The organism is Nitrosophilus labii (assembly GCF_014466985.1).
Taxonomy (GTDB): Bacteria; Campylobacterota; Campylobacteria; order Campylobacterales; family Nitratiruptoraceae; genus Nitrosophilus_A; species Nitrosophilus_A labii.
In genome coordinates this window covers 492,492-511,062 of sequence record NZ_AP022826.1, presented here as the reverse complement: position 1 = coordinate 511,062, position 18,571 = coordinate 492,492, and the positions used below count along the sequence as shown (strand labels likewise).

Annotated in this window: 20 protein-coding genes; 2 read left to right on the top strand and 18 right to left on the bottom strand. The window is 32.6% G+C overall.

Translation table 11 applies throughout. From position 1 onward, the window contains the following. Position 1 precedes the first annotated feature (1 nt). From NIL_RS02625 to nadA, 18 genes are all read right to left on the bottom strand, one after another. Positions 2-1,048 (bottom strand): cytochrome c3 family protein, encoded by a 1,047-nt coding sequence (locus NIL_RS02625; RefSeq protein ID WP_187648081.1) that lies wholly within the window; start codon positions 1,046-1,048, stop codon positions 2-4. Then, on the bottom strand, positions 1,042-2,130 hold the full coding sequence (locus tag NIL_RS02620) for a cytochrome c3 family protein (RefSeq protein ID WP_187648563.1): 1,089 nt from the start codon (positions 2,128-2,130) through the stop codon (positions 1,042-1,044). The genes NIL_RS02625 and NIL_RS02620 overlap by 7 nt, the downstream gene beginning before the upstream one ends. Before the next feature lie 9 nt (positions 2,131-2,139). After that, positions 2,140-3,684, bottom strand: coding sequence for a cytochrome c3 family protein (locus NIL_RS02615; protein WP_187648080.1), 1,545 nt, complete (start codon positions 3,682-3,684; stop codon positions 2,140-2,142). Between the two features lie 30 nt (positions 3,685-3,714). Then, positions 3,715-4,218 carry a cytochrome c3 family protein gene (locus NIL_RS02610; protein ID WP_187648079.1) on the bottom strand — a complete coding sequence of 168 codons (504 nt, stop codon included), beginning with the start codon at positions 4,216-4,218 and terminating at the stop codon, positions 3,715-3,717. Positions 4,219-4,235: 17 nt separating this feature from the next. Further along, on the bottom strand, positions 4,236-5,027 hold the full coding sequence (locus NIL_RS02605; RefSeq protein WP_187648078.1) for a cytochrome c3 family protein: 792 nt from the start codon (positions 5,025-5,027) through the stop codon (positions 4,236-4,238). A 481-nt stretch (positions 5,028-5,508) separates the two neighbouring features. Beyond that, the gene (gene ubiE / locus NIL_RS02600) at positions 5,509-6,222 is read right to left on the bottom strand and encodes a bifunctional demethylmenaquinone methyltransferase/2-methoxy-6-polyprenyl-1,4-benzoquinol methylase UbiE (protein WP_187648077.1); all 714 of its coding nucleotides are present in this window, start codon (positions 6,220-6,222) and stop codon (positions 5,509-5,511) included. Next, positions 6,215-7,216 carry a bifunctional diaminohydroxyphosphoribosylaminopyrimidine deaminase/5-amino-6-(5-phosphoribosylamino)uracil reductase RibD gene (gene ribD, locus NIL_RS02595; RefSeq protein WP_187648076.1) on the bottom strand — a complete coding sequence of 334 codons (1,002 nt, stop codon included), beginning with the start codon at positions 7,214-7,216 and terminating at the stop codon, positions 6,215-6,217. Before ribD ends, ubiE begins: the two co-directional genes overlap by 8 nt. Further along, on the bottom strand, positions 7,210-7,638 hold the full coding sequence (gene rimP / locus NIL_RS02590; RefSeq protein WP_187648075.1) for a ribosome maturation factor RimP: 429 nt from the start codon (positions 7,636-7,638) through the stop codon (positions 7,210-7,212). The genes ribD and rimP overlap by 7 nt, the downstream gene beginning before the upstream one ends. Continuing rightward, positions 7,635-7,988, bottom strand: coding sequence for a 30S ribosome-binding factor RbfA (gene rbfA, locus NIL_RS02585; RefSeq protein ID WP_187648074.1), 354 nt, complete (start codon positions 7,986-7,988; stop codon positions 7,635-7,637). Before rbfA ends, rimP begins: the two co-directional genes overlap by 4 nt. 100 nt (positions 7,989-8,088) lie before the next feature. Then, positions 8,089-10,611 carry a translation initiation factor IF-2 gene (infB, locus tag NIL_RS02580; RefSeq protein WP_187648073.1) on the bottom strand — a complete coding sequence of 841 codons (2,523 nt, stop codon included), beginning with the start codon at positions 10,609-10,611 and terminating at the stop codon, positions 8,089-8,091. Next, entirely contained in the window at positions 10,604-10,822 is a 219-nt protein-coding gene (locus tag NIL_RS02575) for a DUF448 domain-containing protein (RefSeq protein WP_246434473.1), read from the bottom strand. The genes infB and NIL_RS02575 overlap by 8 nt, the downstream gene beginning before the upstream one ends. Before the next feature lie 80 nt (positions 10,823-10,902). Further along, a complete protein-coding gene (gene thrB / locus NIL_RS02570) occupies positions 10,903-11,787 on the bottom strand; it encodes a homoserine kinase (RefSeq protein WP_187648071.1) in 885 nt (294 codons plus the stop codon). 9 nt (positions 11,788-11,796) lie between these two features. Further along, positions 11,797-12,258, bottom strand: a complete 462-nt coding sequence (locus NIL_RS02565; protein WP_187648070.1) for a hypothetical protein — start codon at positions 12,256-12,258, stop codon at positions 11,797-11,799. Next, a complete protein-coding gene (gene lpxC / locus NIL_RS02560; protein ID WP_187648069.1) occupies positions 12,251-13,141 on the bottom strand; it encodes a UDP-3-O-acyl-N-acetylglucosamine deacetylase in 891 nt (296 codons plus the stop codon). Before lpxC ends, NIL_RS02565 begins: the two co-directional genes overlap by 8 nt. Before the next feature lie 68 nt (positions 13,142-13,209). After that, complete coding sequence (gene pgp6, locus NIL_RS02555) at positions 13,210-14,583, bottom strand: peptidoglycan metallopeptidase Pgp6 (RefSeq protein WP_187648068.1); 1,374 nt, start codon at positions 14,581-14,583, stop codon at positions 13,210-13,212. Beyond that, positions 14,584-15,525, bottom strand: a complete 942-nt coding sequence (locus NIL_RS02550) for a DHH family phosphoesterase (RefSeq protein ID WP_187648067.1) — start codon at positions 15,523-15,525, stop codon at positions 14,584-14,586. Then, positions 15,518-16,348 carry a carboxylating nicotinate-nucleotide diphosphorylase gene (nadC, locus tag NIL_RS02545; protein WP_187648066.1) on the bottom strand — a complete coding sequence of 277 codons (831 nt, stop codon included), beginning with the start codon at positions 16,346-16,348 and terminating at the stop codon, positions 15,518-15,520. Before nadC ends, NIL_RS02550 begins: the two co-directional genes overlap by 8 nt. A 13-nt stretch (positions 16,349-16,361) precedes the next feature. Beyond that, positions 16,362-17,348: a quinolinate synthase NadA gene (gene nadA / locus NIL_RS02540; protein ID WP_197972150.1), complete on the bottom strand. Its 987-nt coding sequence runs from the start codon at positions 17,346-17,348 to the stop codon at positions 16,362-16,364. Positions 17,349-17,522: 174 nt separating this feature from the next. Between nadA and plsY the strand changes: the two genes are divergently transcribed. Beyond that, positions 17,523-18,149: a glycerol-3-phosphate 1-O-acyltransferase PlsY gene (gene plsY / locus NIL_RS02535; protein ID WP_187648064.1), complete on the top strand. Its 627-nt coding sequence runs from the start codon at positions 17,523-17,525 to the stop codon at positions 18,147-18,149. Continuing rightward, on the top strand, positions 18,146-18,472 hold the full coding sequence (locus NIL_RS02530; protein ID WP_187648063.1) for a dihydroneopterin aldolase: 327 nt from the start codon (positions 18,146-18,148) through the stop codon (positions 18,470-18,472). Before plsY ends, NIL_RS02530 begins: the two co-directional genes overlap by 4 nt. The last annotated feature ends 99 nt before the right edge of the window (positions 18,473-18,571 follow it).

Sequence of the window (18,571 nt, the reverse complement as noted above, 5' to 3'; positions counted from 1 at the left end):
CTTACTTTTTGTGACATTTGGCGCACCATAACATCATTCCTTTTCCCCTATAACCTTTTAGCATAAAGCCGTTGTTAGATACATGTGGATTATGACAACTTATACAGGAAAGTTCTTTAGTAGGATCGGTAGGATCTTTTTTTCCTCTAGTAGGATGAGCTTTTTTAGAAAAAGTCATTACAACGTGAGGTTGTGTTTTTTTATCAGTATGACAGGTAGTGCAAAGAGACCAAACATCATATCTTAAAAATTTTTTATCATTATTTCCGTGCGGATTATGACATTTATTACAACGTCCATCATCTACGGGTTCGTGTCTATATTTTTCTTTGTAAAATCTTTTCTTAAATTTTTCATGACAATTCAAACAAATAGGTGCTATAGGATCTTCATATAAAAATTTTGATTTATCTTTATATTTTTTATTAAATTCTCCCGCTTTTCCACTATGACAACTTGTCGCACATAGCCAATTAGCCGCAGGCGCATGCATATATTTTTCTGACATCATATATTTATGGCACTCATAACAGTTTGAGTCTTCACTATTGTGAAAAACAACACCCTTAATTTCATTTACACTCATATCGTGACATTCGGAGCATAATTTTTCATTTTCTTGATTGTGAAAAAAGACCCTTTTATATTTTGAAGATGGATATCTATATTTTTTTCCCAAAATACTCCTAAAAAATACCTCTAAACTATCTTCTAAAACTTTTTTATCTTTATAAAAACCTTTTATAGATATTTTATTGATTCCTAAATCATAAAGTTTAATATTAAAATATAGAATATCTTCATGTTTAACTGATTGAGGTGTTATTTTTTTATCAACCACCACTTCGTCATTTAATAAAACTATAATCTTATCGACTTTGTCTACCTTTTTAACTATCAAAGACAAATAATTTGATTCATATATACTATTGCTTTTCGGCCATATAATATATGAGCTATTAGACGAAGTTGTAGATTTGCTATCTAATTCATTGGCAAAAAGAAAAGTAAATAAACAGATAAAACAATAAAATATTTTTTTTACCATCTTCCTCCACTTTCTGTAAGTGATATACAAACATCTTTTATGTTATCAATTTTTTCCAGTAGTAAAAATCTTCTATTTGAAGCATGAGGATTATGACAATCGACACAATCAAACGAGCCTTTTAAAAACTTTTTATCTATTATTTCACCCATGTCTTTTTTCTTTTTAAAAAGCGACAAATAGGCTCTCTTTGAAGTTTTATCCGTATGACAAGTTGTACACAACCTCCAGACACTTTTTCTCAAAAAATATTTGCTTATACCCGAAGAGTGAGGATTGTGACATTTGTTACATTTTCCCGCTCCTACCGGATCGTGTTTAACCATCTTCATACTCCATAATTTTCTCTTTTTTGTATGGCATTTAAGACATAAGGGACCTATAGGATCAGGATAAATAAATTTTGATTTATCTTTCAAAGCTCTATTTTTTGTGCCTGTTTCTCCGTTGTGACAAGGAAGACAAACAAAATTTACGGTAGGAGCATGCGCATATTTTCTAGATAAAAGATTTTTATGACAATTGTAACAGTTCGATTTCTCCACATTTTCAAACGCTATACCGGACTCTTCGTTCACACTCATATCGTGACATTCACTACAAGCCTGTTCGTATAAATTGTTGTGAAAAAACTCTTTTTTATAACCATTAGGTACAATTTTATAGTATTTTGACAAAAAAGCTTTATTAAAAAACTTAATCGTTTCTTTTTCTACTTTTTTACCGTTTTTATAAGCGTAAACCTTTACAAAATTTTCCCCAATAAAAAACATAAGAGTCTTACAATAGGTATCTTTATCTTCTTTCACCTCTATTTCGTATTTTATATTGTAACTAGTTCTCAAAACAATTTTATCGATACTTTTATCAAAAACTTTTACCGTAACCGTAACAAATTGTTCCTCAAATACGTTATTTTTAAATGGCACAATAACTGAAAAATATTTATTTGAAACTTTTTTAACAAGGGAAGCCACAAAGGAAGAATCATCTTTTTTTATCTCTTCACTAAAAAGAGAAGAGATTAAAAATAATATAGAAAAGATTAGTAAAAAAACTTTGTAACTCCCCTTTTTATTCATTCATTTATCCTATTTTTTAAATACTTCCGGGCTAAATTTGTTTTTTTGATTTACCCTATCGTACTCATATTTTTTATGACAGGCAGGCTGACATGAACCGCCGTTATCCGTTTTAATATACCTCATTGGAAATTTTATACCACCAAACTCGGTATATCTTCTTATTAGGCGAGGATATTTTGAAGCATGTTCATCATGACATACTCTACAAGACCTACCTTTTTTATTGTTAACATGTAGATAGTGTAAATTTACTTTACCGTCTCTAAAACCGGTTTTATCGGAATATTTCTCACTAAACTTTTCAATTTTATGACATTTAAAACATATAAAATCTTTTTTTGTTTTAAAATCGTCATAAAACTCAGTAGTATAAGTTCTTCTAAGAATGCTAAAATGGTTTGAACCGTGCGGATTGTGACAAGCCGCACATCCACCCTCTTTAACTACATCTTTTATAGGTTTATGCCATATAGGATTGTCTTTTAAATGTTTCTCCATATTCATCAACATTCCGCCATCTTCATCAGACTTTAAGCTTTTGTTATGACAACTTAAACACATTTTAACTTGTTGTTTTTTAAGTATTCCTTTATGGTTTGTCGCATGCGGATCGTGACATTCTAAACATCTGTTTTTACTATCTGAAATAGCTCCGTGTTTATATTTTACTTCATTAATCCACTTTTTCATATCAACATGATTTTCTAGTTTTGAGTGGCAATCTAGACATAGATTGATCTTACCATCATCTTTTAAAAGTTTTTTGAAATCAGAAGTATGTGCTTCATGACACTCTACACAATTTTTCTCAGCCGGTTTGTGCTTATAGGAGGCTTTCATATTTACGACTTTTTTAATCTTTTTCTTATTGCCAACACTATGGCATTTTAAACAGAGATCGTTAACATTTTTCCCTTTTAAGAGGTTTTTAGAGTTTGATTGATGCGGATCGTGACAATCCGTACATCTTCCCTCTTTAACAGGTTTGTGATCTATCTTTTTATTATATCTTACTTTATGGCACTTATAACACAACTCTTCAATATTTTTTGTGATTATCTTGCCTGGTTTTACTCCCGAAGATACGTGACAAAGTTCGCATGCACCCATCTTAAAAGGTTCATGAAGATTTCTTTTTAAAGGTTTGAACTTTTGAGGTAAATCTTCTAATTTAACCAGTTTCGCCTCTTTTGCCTTTGCTTTAGTATGTTTTAGCTTCTTCTCTTCCTTTAATTTTTTCAGTTCTATTTTTAAGGCTTCTTCCGTCTTTTTCTCAATTAGCAAAATCTTTTCTTTCTCTTTGGCTTTTACGCTCTCTCCAATCTCTTCGGAAATCTTTGAAATATTTATCTCACTTAACTCTTCTTCGGTAATATTGGCTTCGGTGGGAAAAAATCTCTCTGGTCCTTCTATAACACCTTCTAATATACTCTTTGTAATTTTTTCAACTCTAGCAATCTTTTCGCCAAAATCTATTTGAGAAATATAGTATCCACCTATTACAAACAGTAACGCAAAAAATGTTATAAAAACCAAATTTTTAAGTTTCATTCCCACACCTTATGATTATAATACTTTTAATTAATATTCAAATTTGCCCACGGGACACTCTTTTGCATTAACCTTTTTTCTTATTAAATGCTCTTTTGATGCATGATGAGGATTGTGACATTTATTACAGTTTATATTCTTTTTTGGTTGCGAAACCGGAATATGACATTCAAAACATAACTCCTGAACTGTTGGAGTTAAAATTGCTGCCGGTTTTGATCTTTTAGGAGCGTGACAGACCTGACATGCCCCCATGATAAAAGGTGGATGTTGATATTTTTGTACAGGTTTAAATGCTTGGGGAAGCTCTGTTTCATCAATTTTTTTTGTACTTCCGGTATGGTTTTTAATATATTCTACGTTTATATTTGGATCCATAAAAATGTGATGAGAGCCTCTTAGTATATTTTCTAATATACTCTCATTAATCTTTACAAATTTTGTCAAATTAACCCCACTTACGGCTATACCTACTAATGCCAATATTAAAACACCGGCAATAATCAAACTTATTTTTATTTTATTATCTTTCATTTTCAGCCTCTCTAAAATTAATGTTTTTCTTCATCAGTATCATCGTCGTTCTCCATCTCCGTCTCTTTTGCAACGGAACTATTTTCCGATTCTGTATCTATCTCTTTTTCTGCTGCGTAATTTGGCTCATCTCTTTTATAATCATAAAAATCTTTATCGTAAACCGTTCCTATTTTATCCAGCTCTTTGCCAAGTTCATAATGTCCTACGTATTTATGACAATCTACACACATCGCTGGTACCTTTTTATGGTCAACCTCAACTTTTAGTTTACCGCTAAAATATGCTTTATGAGCTAAGAATGCTTTTTTATTTGGTTTTGTGGCCCTAAGTAAATTTTCATGGCAATGCAAACAGCTACTATCATATGTAAAATGTCTTCTCTCTTCCCTTTTTTCTTTCCAATCAATATTATAGGTATCTTTAGTTACTTCCGTCACCACGTCGTGAATTCCCGTTCTAACTTTTTGGATCAAATATCCATGAAGCGAATCGTGAGGCAAATGACAATCGGCACATTTAGCTACAAAACCGCTTTTACCAAAACCTCCGTGCACACTATTTAAATACGCATTTGCCATAGGTTGCATTGAGTGACATGAACTACAAAAATTCACTCCCGATGTCTCTTTTACGGCAATTGTAGTTATATAAGCGATTACTAAACCTACTACTGTAAATATAGCTCCTAAAACGACGACTATTTTGAAGCTAGGTTTTCCATTTTGTCCAAAATCGTTTTTTTCCATCTTTTTTTCCCCTTCATAATTTATTGATTGAGGTTTAATTTCCCTATTTTCTCCAATCATTATCCTATCCTTTGTCACATATTTATAATTTTTAATAATTATATTAATAAATCAAAATTGATAGAAATTGTAGAATAAGTTTTATTAAAATAAATTTAAATTTAACGCCATGATTTAATTTATATTTTTATTTTATAAGATAGATAAGTATTTCTTATGATTTTATAAAGAAATTTTCATCATATTTTGGATTTTAAACAAAAAATTTTAAAATATTGCAAAAAAGTAGATTAAAAGTAGCCTATTTATGAGCCTTTCATCACAGCAATATCACAAATACATCCGTAAGATTTTCATTTTTAATAAAAGAAATATATCAAATTTGACTATAGAATAATTATTTTTTATTATCGGTAATTTAATATAAGTTTATATATCTGATTTTTTTAAAAAGTATTTTTTTTAGATACCACCCCTATAAATAGCTAAAAAAGCGATATTTTATCAAAAAAAGATATTAATTTGTTTTTTTAAGAATGTATCATATTTTTTTAGCTATGAATAGTGTAGAAATTCCCATCGAAAAAGATCTGTTGTACATTATCTCAAAATCATTCTCTTCAAGTTCTTGTATAAGTTTTTCGGTAGTTAGAAAGTTATCGATAGAGTTTGGAAGATACTCATACGCCTCTTTATTTCCAGAAACTATGCCGCCAACAGTCGGCAATATTTTTTTCATATAAAATTCAACAACATTATCTACAAAAGAGATCTTTTCTCTTTTGGTAAACTCTAATATTATCAGCATCCCTCCCGGCTTAAGTACTCTGTGAAACTCTTTTATCGCCTCTACTCTATCTACAACATTTCTTATGCCGTAACTAATACTTATAAAATCGCTCGAATTATCTTCTAAGGGTAAATCCTGAGCAAATGCCTCTATATAACTAAATGTTGGAAACTTCTCTTTTGCAACTTTTAGCATACCTGAAGAAGGATCTATACCTAGATACTCTTTTACAAAAATATCTTTCTTTTCAGCCCGTTTTTGCCAAAAGCCCAACATATCTCCCGTACCACAAGCTACATCTGCAATTCTGTCAATATTTTTTTTTCCATAAAACTCATAAGCTTTATCGCATGCTTTTTTTCTCCATACAACATCACTTCCAAAACTCAAAACTCTATTTGCCAAATCATATGTCTTGGCAATATCATCAAACATAGATACAATCTTCTTTTGTTTATTATTCATTTTCGCTCCATATCACTAAATCTTTACCTATATTTCTTTTATTCAATATTTTTAATTCTCTATTTAAAGAGTATCCTAGACCCTCTTTGAATTTTGGTGCTATAAAAAAAAGATACCAGTTTACTATTTTAGAGGTAGCTTTTAACATACCCTCTCCACCTTCTATCATTATATATCGATACTCTTTAAGCCTCTCAAAACTACTCTCTATATATACTTTTCTATTTTTTACGCTAAAAATGGGAATATCTTTATCAAAGTCCTTTTTTTTGCTATAAATCAAAACATCTGGTGCTCTACCTTGTACCAATCTGCTATCTAGCGTCGGTCTGTCAGTTCTGATCGTATTTCCTCCTATAACCAATAGCTCTATTTTATCTCTTATTTTATGAACGTACTCTCTTGATTTTTTAGAACTAATAATACCTGGAGCTATTATACCGTTTAATGTTTGAGCCAGTTTAAAAAAAACAAATCCATCGCCTCTCCATTTTTTAAAGGGTTCTATCAACTTTTCACCCTCTTTTGCCATTAAACCCTCTTCAACTAACATTCCAGATTTTTTCAGATTATCAACTCCACCTGACGCCTCTATGTTTGGGTCTTTTACGCTTATAACTACTCTTTTAAATTTTAGATTTTTTATGAGAGTTGAACAGGGAGGAGTTTTTCCATAATGGTTGCATGGCTCTAAAGTTATGTATATAGTAGCGTCATAAAAAAATTTTTTAGCATTTTGTTGAAGATAAGTATGGATTTCCGCAGAATCGCTTAGTTTTAAAATTTCGTTATCACCACTTAATCTATGATAGGCTTCTTTGATGGCTAAAACTTCAGCATGAGGCTCTCCGGCTTCTTTATGAGCCTCAATAGACAATATTTTTCCATTTTTAGTTACAACGGCACCAACCGCCGGATTTGGATACGTCAAACCTTGATATTTCCAAGCCTCATCTATAGCTAGGCTCATACAAAATCTATCGAAATCTACCATTCAAAGTATGTCTTTGCAGAAGCGATCTCGTTCATATCAGCTTTCTCTTCGCCACGATCCGTTTCTATAACCAGTTCGGGCCATTTAACCTCTTTAAGTTTACCTTTTAACTGTGTTCCATCATCAAAAACTATATGAACAAGCTCGCCCACAGAATTTTCAAAGTGAGAAGGCTTTTTGAGTTTTCTCTCTATTCCCGGTGAGCTTACTTCAAGATTATAATCTCCTTTAACTGGAGGATTAACATCCAAAAGAGGAGAGATCATATTGCTAATATCGGCACAAAGATCAAGATCTACACCTTCATCAGACTTTATAGTCACACGAAATATGGTTCTACCTCTTTCCGTAACAGTCTCTATATCGTATAATTTGGCTCCACAACTCTCGACTATTTTTTTGATCTCACTCTCAAGACTCACTTATCTTCCTTTATCTTGTCAAAAAGTTCTTCGATTCTTTTTGATTTTTCGATATTTTCGTCAAACTTAAAATGAAATTTAGGACATTTAAACCATCCACTAGATTCTAAACAAAAACTCTGAAGCAAAGAAGCCGCTTTTTTTAGTTTTTTTAATATCTCTTTTCTCTCCTCTTCAGTATATATTGAAGGGTCTATATATATATCAGCGTCATACATCCCTTTTTTAACTATAACTTCAGTTATCGTTATCCCTCTTAATATCTCATCATTTAAATTACCTAGAGCTTCAAAGATAAGCTCTCTCAATAAAGATGCGGCTCTTGCTCTTTTTATCTCACTCGGAGTCATTGGCTTCCTTTAAAGTTAGTGATTAAGTGACTATTAAAAAAGTAAGAAGTGAAAAGTTGACTTCTTATCCATACTTTTCAAGATTTCTTTACATTATCACTTATAATGTCGCCGCCTCTTCAATCTCTTTATAAGCCTCTATATAATCGCCTACTTTAATATCGTTGAAATTTTCTAGCATTATACCGCACTCATAACCTTTTGATACCTCTTTAACATCATCTTTAAATCTCTTTAATGAAGCAATTTTCGTATCATATATAACTACACCATCTCTTATCACTCTTGCTTTAGCATTTCTCTCTATTTTTCCGTCAGTTACCATACATCCTGCAACTGTTCCCACTTTTGGAACGTTAAACGTCTCTCTAACTTCTGCTTGTCCTAGAGCTTCCTCTTTTATTATAGGAGAGAGAAGACCACTAAGAAGAGCTTTTACATCATCTATCAAATCATAGATTATAGAATAGGTCTTTATCTGAACTCCAAGCTGTTTTGCCTTGTTTTTAACTGAACCTGTAGGTCGTACATTAAAACCTAGTATTATTGCATTGTCACTAGCATCGGCCAATGTAACATCACTTTCAGCTATTGCACCTACGCCTGCATGTATGATATCTATTTTAGCTTCTTCATTTTTCAGTTTTTCTAGACTACCTTTAATCGCCTCCAAGCTCCCTTGAGTATCAGCTTTTATGATTACAGGAAGTTTTTTGATCTGTCCCTCTTTAACTAGTTGGCTAAGCTCTTCTAAAGTAACCTTAGTAGATTTAGAAAGTTCTTTTTGTCTTTCAAGTTCAGCTCTTTTTTCCGCAAATTCTCTAGCAGTTTTATCATCTTTGACTGCTATCATCACATCACCGGCGTTAGGAACTTTGTCAAGCCCCACAACAACTCCTGGTTCACCAGGTCCAATCTCTTTTATAGTTTTTCCTTCGTCATTTATTAAAGTTCTTACTCTCCCATAAGCTATACCACAAACAACATGATCGCTTTGATGTAATGTTCCGTTTTTAACTATAACTGTTGCTACAGGCCCTTTACCTTTTTCAAGTGAGCTTTCGATAACTACTGCTTTAGCTTCTCTTTTTGGATTAGCTTTAAGCTCCAATACTTCAGCTTGAAGAAGAATTGTTTCTAACAGGTCGTCAATCCCTTCTCCGGTCATTGCGCTAACTTCTACAAACTCATAATCTCCACCCCATTCTACCGGTGTGATCCCTAACTCAGAAAGTTGTGATTTAACAAGATCCGGATTGGCATCTGGTTTATCTATCTTGTTGATAGCCACAATCATAGGAACTTGAGCACTTTTCGCGTGATTAATAGCTTCTACAGTCTGAGGTTTTACTCCATCGTCAGCGGCAACTACTATAATTGCAATATCTGTTACACTTGCACCTCTAGCTCTCATCTCAGTAAAAGCTTCGTGTCCAGGAGTATCTATAAAAGTTATTTTCTTGCCGTTTTTTTGAACCATATATGCACCGATATGCTGAGTGATCCCTCCTGCTTCTTTTTCTGTAACCTTTGTTTTTCTGATTTTATCTAGCAAAGAGGTCTTACCATGATCTACGTGTCCCATAACGGTAATAACCGGAGGTCTCTCTTCAAGATAATCATTCTCTATCGCATCGTATGCTTTTACATAGTCTATCTCTTTTTCTACATTTTTAGTTTTTATATCAACCCCAAACTCTTCACCTAAGATCTCTAAAGTATCTTTATCCAAAAAGTCGTTCTTTGTCACCATCATACCTAGATTAAACAAAACTTTGATAACTTCACCCACACTTTTACCAATCTTATCGGCAAATTCATAAACTCTTATATTCTCAGGGATAACCACTTCTTTTATTTCACCTACCTCTTTTTCGATTTTTTTCTTCTTTTTTTTCTTTTTGCCTCTACTTAAACTTCTTGTCTCTAAAGTAAAGCTTTTTCGAGAAACTTTCAATTTTTTCTCATCTAACTCTTTTTTCTTTTTCTCTTCAGCTTCTACTTTTTGAAGCTCTTCGGAAAAATCCGGTAAAACTACCTCTTCCTCCTCTAAGTTCAAACTAATGTTATCTAAATCTCTATCTAATAGTATTTCAATCTTTTTGCCACTCTCTTTTTTTGAAGGAAGAACAGTTTTTTTAACCTTTTTAGTCTTTCTTTTTGGAAGTTCGCTCTCTTTTACTTCCTCTTTTTTCTCTAATTGAGGCTCTTCAATCTCTTTTGGTTTCTCTGTTGCTTCAGAAACAGGCTCGGCAGCTCTTTTTTTCTTAACTATTACAAGACCTCTTCTCTTTTTAACCGAAGCTGTAGCGAGAGTCTCTCTTTTTTCCTCTTTTGGCTTCTTAGTCTCTTTTTCAGAGATTTTAGGTTTTTCAATCTCTCTTTTTTCCTCTTTTTTTATCTCTTGTTCAATCTTTTTAGGTTTCTCTTTCTCTTTTGTTTTCTCCTCTTTTTTAGGAAGAACACCACTCATTATATATTCCATAAGTTTTTCGGCATCTTCCAAAGAGACACTACTAGATGCTGCTTTTACTTTAAGTCCTAGCTCTTGGGCTTTTTCTACAACTTCTTTGCTTTTTAAACCTAATTCACTGGCAATCTCATGGACTCTGACTTTATCCATTATCTATAATCTCCTTTAACATATTCAAAGCCGTCTTCGGATCAATTTTACATACTCTCGATAAACTTTTAGCTAATTTTTTTTCACTTAAACACCCTTGGCATATATAAAAACTTCTTCCGATACCGGTATGTTTAGTGATTTTTCTATTTTCACATTGAAGTCTTAAAAGATCTTTTTGTAAAAAACGTCCTCTGCAACAAATGCACATTCTTATCGGTTTGCTCATTGGGGCTAATTATACCAAAAAGTTAAGATTTACCAAAATATTGTTTTTTAATTTAAAATGAATCATTTAACAACTAACCCCAAATTATCAAAATCTAAAGTTCTAACAATAAATTCTGGAAAACTCTTTTTCAAACTCTCTTCAACTCTTTTTGCATCCTCTTTTAAAACCATATTGAAAAATGTAGAACCGCTACCAGACAGAGTACTCATCAAAGCGCCGCTTTCCATAGCAATTTTTTGTACTTCAAAAAGTATTGGCATTGCTTTTAGCCTGATATCTTGATGAAATCTATCCTTTGCGGCAATTTTAAGCATATCCCATCTCTCACTAAAAAAAGCAGATACTAAAAGTGAAGCATGAGAAAGATTGTAAATCGCATCATCTTTAGAGTAATATTTTGGAAGTTTTGTTCTAGAATGAGCCGTAGATATTACTCTATTTGGTATAACAACTACAGCTTTAACACAATCTGGTATCTCTTTTTTTAAACTATATACTCTGTTGTTTTCAACCACGGCACTGTTAAAACCACCCATTACTGCCGGAGTTATATTGTCTGGGTGGGGTTCATAAGCTAAAGCCATGTCTAAAATCTTTTGTTTAGATATTGCGACACCTGCAGCTTCATAAGCAGCAGCAATAGCACTCACAATGACGGCCGAACTGCTTCCAAGTCCCCTTGATAAAGGTATGTTGTTATAAAAAGTAAATCTAAATTTAACTTTTTCACTTGATTCAGTTAAGTTTCTATAAAATTCGTTAAAAATTCTAATAAAAAGATTATTTCCCTTTAATTTAAAGTTTTTTGAACCTTCACCCTTAATAGATATGCTAAAAAATCTAGATTTTTTTATATGTACTTCGTTTCTTAAATTTAGCGCTACCCCTAATGTATCAAAACCGGGTCCTAAATTTGCACTTGTTGCTGGTACACTTATTAACAAAAGACTCCTTTAAACAGCTGGCAATATATATAGAGGCTCTAATTCCTCTGAAAATTCGATATCTTTTAAGTTTTTTGGAAGATAAAATTCGGTTTTTACCTTCTTATCCAATTTTTTAACCGTTATTTTACCATTTTCTTTAACAAAATATAGCTCTCCAACCGCTTTTATAGGCAAACCTCTACTAAAAATAAAAGCGTCGCACGCTTTTAACTCCAAATCTTTGGTTATCTGAAGGGTTTTTAAAAATATATAGACCAATTTTATAGACATAAAACTGCCCGGTCCTCTTGCAAAAATAATACACTTTATATCATATTTTTGCGATAGTTCTTTATAGATTTTAGGAAGATATTCGCTAGTTTTTTCGTTACTCTCAATAGTATCGACAAGTCTACTTTTTTCGTATATGCCGATTTTTATGGGAGTTGAGATAGTAACTAAAACTACTTCAACCTTTTTTTTACGCAAAGGCTCTCTCAAAAGCCACTACCTCTTCACCGAAACTCGGTATCTCTAAAATTTCAAAATTCTCTTCACTCTCAAAAAGCTTTTTTGTTAATTTATGATTTAGTTCATGACTTCCCGCAAATGATTCATAATTTCCCATAAACCATGCTCCAAGCAATGACATATCGCCAATAGCATCCAAAATCTTGTGCCTTACAAACTCATCTTTAAATCTTAAACCTTCACTATTTAAAATCTTTTTATCATCCAAAACTATAGCATTATCCAAACTTCCTCCAAGCGCAAGTCCTATACTTCTTAAATACTGAACTTCATGCAAAAAACCAAAAGTCCTTGCTCTTGCTATTTGGGAGATGAAATTTTTTTTGGAAAAATCGAACTCATATTTTTGTCTTCCTATAATAGGATGGTCAAAATTAATCTCAAAACTGAATTTTATATCATTAGAGGGAGCAAGTCTTGCAAACTTTTTCCCATCTCTTACCTCAATATCTTTTTTTATTTTGATATATTTTTTATTTTTAGAGAGTTTTTTCACTCCAGCTTCTTCCAAAAGCATACAAAAACTTATGCTGCTCCCATCCATAACAGGTATCTCATCTGTATCTATACTAATTTTTAAATTATCTATTCCGTACGAATATATAGCAGACATCAAATGCTCTATTGTAGATATGGTAAAACCATTTTTACCTATTACGGTTGCGAGTTTTGTATTGACTACATTATCAGGAGAGAGAGGGATACTAATACCTGCATCTCTTCTATAAAAAACAATACCTACATCGGCCTCTAAAGGCTCTAAAATCATTTTAACAGGTTTCCCTTTATGTAAACCTATACCGGTAAGCTCCACTTTTTTAGCTATAGTTGTCTGTTTCATCATTTACCTTAACTATATTTTGCTCATTTTACCATAAAATTTCTTTATAAATGTTAACAAAAGTTCATTTATCGCTCTTCCATATCTATCATCTTCTTAGCATCTTTAATGATATCTGTAACATTGAGTTTAATCCATCTTTTATCCATCCATTCGCTAGGAAGAACCTCTACTCCTTGAACAAGCACGCCAAAATGGAGATGATCTCCTAAAACCAATCCCGTAGCACCCGTTTTGGCAATTACATCTTTTTTTACTACATCATCACCTTTTCTAACTTTGAGTGCAGAACAGTGTGCATACAATGTATATAGTCCTAACCCGTGATAGATAATAGGCATATTTCCGTATATCCCATTATAATCCGCATATATAACTTTCCCGTCGTTACTAGCAATTATGGGGGCTCTTTTCACACTTGCAAGATCAAGACCTAAATGATACGATTCGCTGATAAGCTTTCCTTTATAATAATAGTATCTATGATCTCCAAAACTTGCAACTGCCGCTGCGTTTTTTAACGGATAAAAAGACTTTAGAGAAAAATTCTCGATCATCTCCTGCGGCACTTTTGAAGTAATTTCGTGTATCAAATCTTCGTTTTTCTTTCTAAGCATTTCATTGACAAATTTAAATTTTTCAATATCGCTCATTTTTGCCGTTTCTATATATTCATTGGCAAGATCTGCAACTTTTCCCTCTAAAAAACTCTTTTTCAGTCTAATCTTGCTCTTTTTATATTTCTTATCCTGCAAAAAATATCTGATATATGTTTTGGTAACATTGCCGGCTTTGTCTTCTGCTATGACATAAGCTCTAAAATTTTTCTGATTAACGGGCCAAGCAACCAAAGAGATATAATATCCATCTTTATAAAAAGGTTGCGGAATAAATTTTTTACCAAAATTTGTCTTTATATATACATCTTTTAGGTTTTCATCGGTTGATTTAAAGATAACTGCAGCGCTACCTCCTCTTCTAATCTTATAAGAGTTTGCTACTATAAACTGATTCGGTTTTTTTCTATCTATAACTACATAAACTTTTTTCCCAGCTTCATTCCCCATTAGATAGTTCCATTTGCTCGCATCTTTTACTTCTATATCGATAATCGCTTTATTAGATTCAAATAGCATTCCTACTTTAGGAGCCTCAATAGGTATAGTTAAAATTTTTACAGGAACATCTAATTTTTCATCAAATAAAACTTGTTCATTTTTACCGTCATTTATGGTTATCTTGTAAGATTTTATTCCCAGATTGTCTTTTATAGTTACTTCAATAGGTTTTTTCATATTCCAATATATCTTATTCTCTATCAAAATTTCAGGTTTTTCTCTCTCAAAATCTTTAGAAGTGTATATATATACGCCTAATGCTGCTACAATCAAAATAATCAGGACAAAAAGTATCTTGAATTTTCCTTTTTCTCTTCTTCTCAACTACAACTCCTTTTTCAACACTTCTAAAAGTTCTTTCAAAACAGATTCAAACTCACTGTATCGGCTGGTAAATCCTGCCGCCCTTTTATGGCCTCCTCCATCAAACATTTTAGCAATTTTACTCACATCCACATAGTTTTTTGATCTCAAAGAAACTTTAATGCGACCATCCTCTTCCTCTCTCAAAAGAACCCCTACTTCAACAGTAGCCAAACTTCTAGCCATATTTGAAGCATTTTCCGCATGACTGATATTGGCTCCAGTCTCTTTTAACATTTTTTGAGTCAGTTTTACAACAGCAACTTTAGCATCAAGATAGAGAGTTAAAGTATCTAAAATTTTGGCTATTAATCTTATCTTGCTTAAAGGTTCTCTCTCGTTTAACATCTTTGCAACGAAATCAGGTTCAACACCCAATTTCACAAGTTCAGAAGCCATTAAAAAGACTCTTTCATTGACACTCTCATACTGAAAAAAACCGGTATCGCTAACCACAGCGGTATAGATGCATAAAGCACTCTCTTTTGGGATCTCAATACCGTTTTCCTTTAAAAACTTATAAACCACTTCTCCAGTAGATGAGAAATCTGGTTCAATGAGATTTATATCCCCATATCTTGTATTGGAGATATGATGATCAAAATTGATCAGTTTTGCCTCTTTTGTCTCAATACCCAACCTATCAAAACTTCCACAATCAAAAGAGATAATCAAATCATAATTTTTAGGAAGTTCTCTTTTTACCTCTTTAAAACCGGGCAAAAAATCCAGATTTGAAGGTAAGTTTTTAGTTACGTTAACCACTCTTACCTTTTTGTTCATCTTTTTCAAAACAGGCAGTAGAGCCAATGAACTACCAAGAGCATCACCGTCAGGATTAATATGAGAGATCAAAACTATACTTTTTGAGTTTTTAATAACCTCATATGCTTCTTTATACATTGGCACTCTCAATCTTCATAGAAATATCTGGCCATTTTGCTTGATGAACCAGACTTCCTGAACTTATAGCATCAACACCACTTCCTATAAATCTATCTATATTTTCCAAAGTTACGTTTCCACTAGCTTCTATCAAAACATGCGGATAATTTTCATCTCTAAAAGTCGTTACTCTTTTTATCTCCTCAATATCCATATTGTCACACATCACTATATCGGCTCCAGCTTCCATAGCACTTCTTGCCATATCAAAATCTTCACACTCAATCTCTATCTTAGATGTAAAAGGAATCTTTTCTCTCGCCTTTTTAACGAAACTTTTAAGATCTTTTACGGTTTTAAGATGAGTATCTTTTAGCATCAAACAGTCATCAAGACCCAATCTGTGGTTAATCCCCCCTCCGCAAAGTACCGCATACTTTTCAAACTCCCTCAAAAGCGGCCTAGTCTTTCTGGTATCAAGTATTTTAATGCCACTATCTTTGAGTCTGTTTACATATTTTTTTGTATTGGTAGCTATAGAGCTTGCGTGTAAAATAGTGTTTAAAACAGCTCTTTCACATTTTAAAAGAGAAACAGATTTACCTTTTATTTTAGCTATGATATCACCTTTCTCAAACTCATCTCCATCTTTTTTAAACCATTCAGATTCCAAATCTAGATATTTCAAAATTGCTTGAGCGTATATTACTCCAGCCAAAACACCTTCACTTTTTGCAACAATTTTAGCTTCAGCATATACCGGTTCAGCAATTTTTTCAAAAAGATCGCCTCTGCCTATATCTTCAGCTAAAACATCTCTTGCAAAATCTTCAATAAACATCAGTTTCCTTATTTTATTTGTAATACTCAAACATTCTCTCTAATGCTATGTTTGCCCATTTTCTAGTATCTTCTTCTATAAAAATCTCGTTGAACGGCTTGTTATCCCTGATGGCTCTCAAAACATCCACTACATCTTGCAAAGTGGTTTCGTTCATAGTAGGGCATTCAGGTTTTGTTGAAGAAAGAACATAGGTATTTTTTTCTCTTAGTCTATGAACAAAATTGTACTCAGTTCCTACAGCAACTTTTTGTTCTATCGGCAAAGATTTTACATAATGAAGAAGCTGACTTGTAGAACCAACAAAATCCGCTACTTTGCAAACTTCAGGTTTGCACTCAGGGTGAACAGCTATTTTTATCCCAGGATATCTCTTTCTGTAAAACTCTACATCTTCGACTTCGAAAAGCTGATGTACCGAACAAAAACCATTGAAACAGATGATATCAGCCTCTTTTGGATCGCATCCTCCCTCGCCTATAACGCAAGATTTAAGTCCCATCATCCATGCTATATTTTGCCCTAGGCACTTATCTGGAACGAAAAGGATTTTTTTCCCAGTTTCCAAAGCCTTTTGGATTATCTTTTTGGCACTACTACTAGTACATACCATACCGCCCATTTTACCCACTTTAGCTTTTACTTCCGCACCAGAGTTTATATAAGTTACAGGCAAAATATCCTCTTTTTTTATCCCGTATTCCATCATATACTCGACTGATTGATCAAAATATGTAGAATCTATCATTCTTGCCATAGCACAACATGCTATTCTTGGCATTACAACTCTTTTTTTTGGATCTAGTATTTTGACACTTTGCCCCATGAAACCAACGCCGCAAAAAAGTATAAATTCGCTATCACTCTCTTTGGATCTTTTTGCAAGCTCTAAACTATCCCCTGTAATATCTGCAATTTCAAACACCTCATCTTTTTGATAATAGTGTGCTACTATCGTAACGGAAAGCTCTTTTTTGAGTTGTTTGATCTCCTCTTGCATACTTTTTATATCACTCACATACATCCTTTATAGTGGTGTTTGCTTTAAGCGTATATTCGCTAATCAGCACTTTTTTATAATCATAATATTATGTTATTTTAGCTAAAATTATCTGAAATTTTTTAAACTTACATACAGGCAAAAACAAGAGTTTATAAATTTGAAAGGTTAAAAATGGATTTTTTTACAAATATCAACGTTCAATTTTATATATTGGCATATATTATAGGAGGCATACCATTTGGTCTAATTCTAGCCAAGACCTTTACTGGTACCAATATCAAAGAGGCAGGTAGCAAAAGTATAGGAGCTACAAACGTATTAAGAGTACTTAAGGAAAAGGATCCAAAATTAGCAAGAAAATTGGCTATCGCGACAGTCATTTTAGATGCCTTAAAAGGGGTCGTCGTAATTCTTTTGGCAAAGGCGATAGGACTCTCATACGCAGCCCAATGGGCAATAGCTGTATTATCGGTACTTGGACACTGTTTTAGCCCTTTTTTGAAATTTGAAGGTGGAAAAGGAGTAGCTACAGGTGTTGGGGTACTGCTGTTAATGCTTCCAATTGAGACTTTATTGGCTCTTGTAGCTTGGGCAATTACTGCAAAAACTACAAAAATCTCATCATTGGCATCACTAAGTGGCCTTTTTGTTTTAATTATCTCAAGTTTTATAATTCACCCTGAAATACCTCATATTAAATCCCACGCTCCTATATTATTAATAGCTGCGATCGTAGTTTACAAACATATACCGAACATAGTCAGACTCATAAAACGAGAGGAGAAAGCCGCAGTATGAAAATAGTGATAGAAAATCTAGAATTTGAAACCATTATAGGGATTCTTGATTTTGAGAGGGAAAAAGAACAAAAAATCGTTATAGATATGGAGATAGAGTACAACTATAAAAATAAGGAGTTTGTAGATTATACAAAAATTGCAGATTTTACCGTACAACATATCAAAAAAAACAGATTTTACTTAATAGAAGAGGCTCTTGAAAGCTTAACTGACAATCTAAAAAAACTATATCCTCAAATAACCTCCATTAAAACTTCACTAAAAAAACCAGATATCCTCAAAAACTGCAGTGTTGGAATTGTTTTAGAAAAAAACTTCTAAAAAATTTTCCACTGTATAACCTATTTCATAAAAAAGATTAAAAAAAGTTGAAATTTTCTTTAAATTTTTCTAAAATTGTGATATAATCTCGCTTAAATT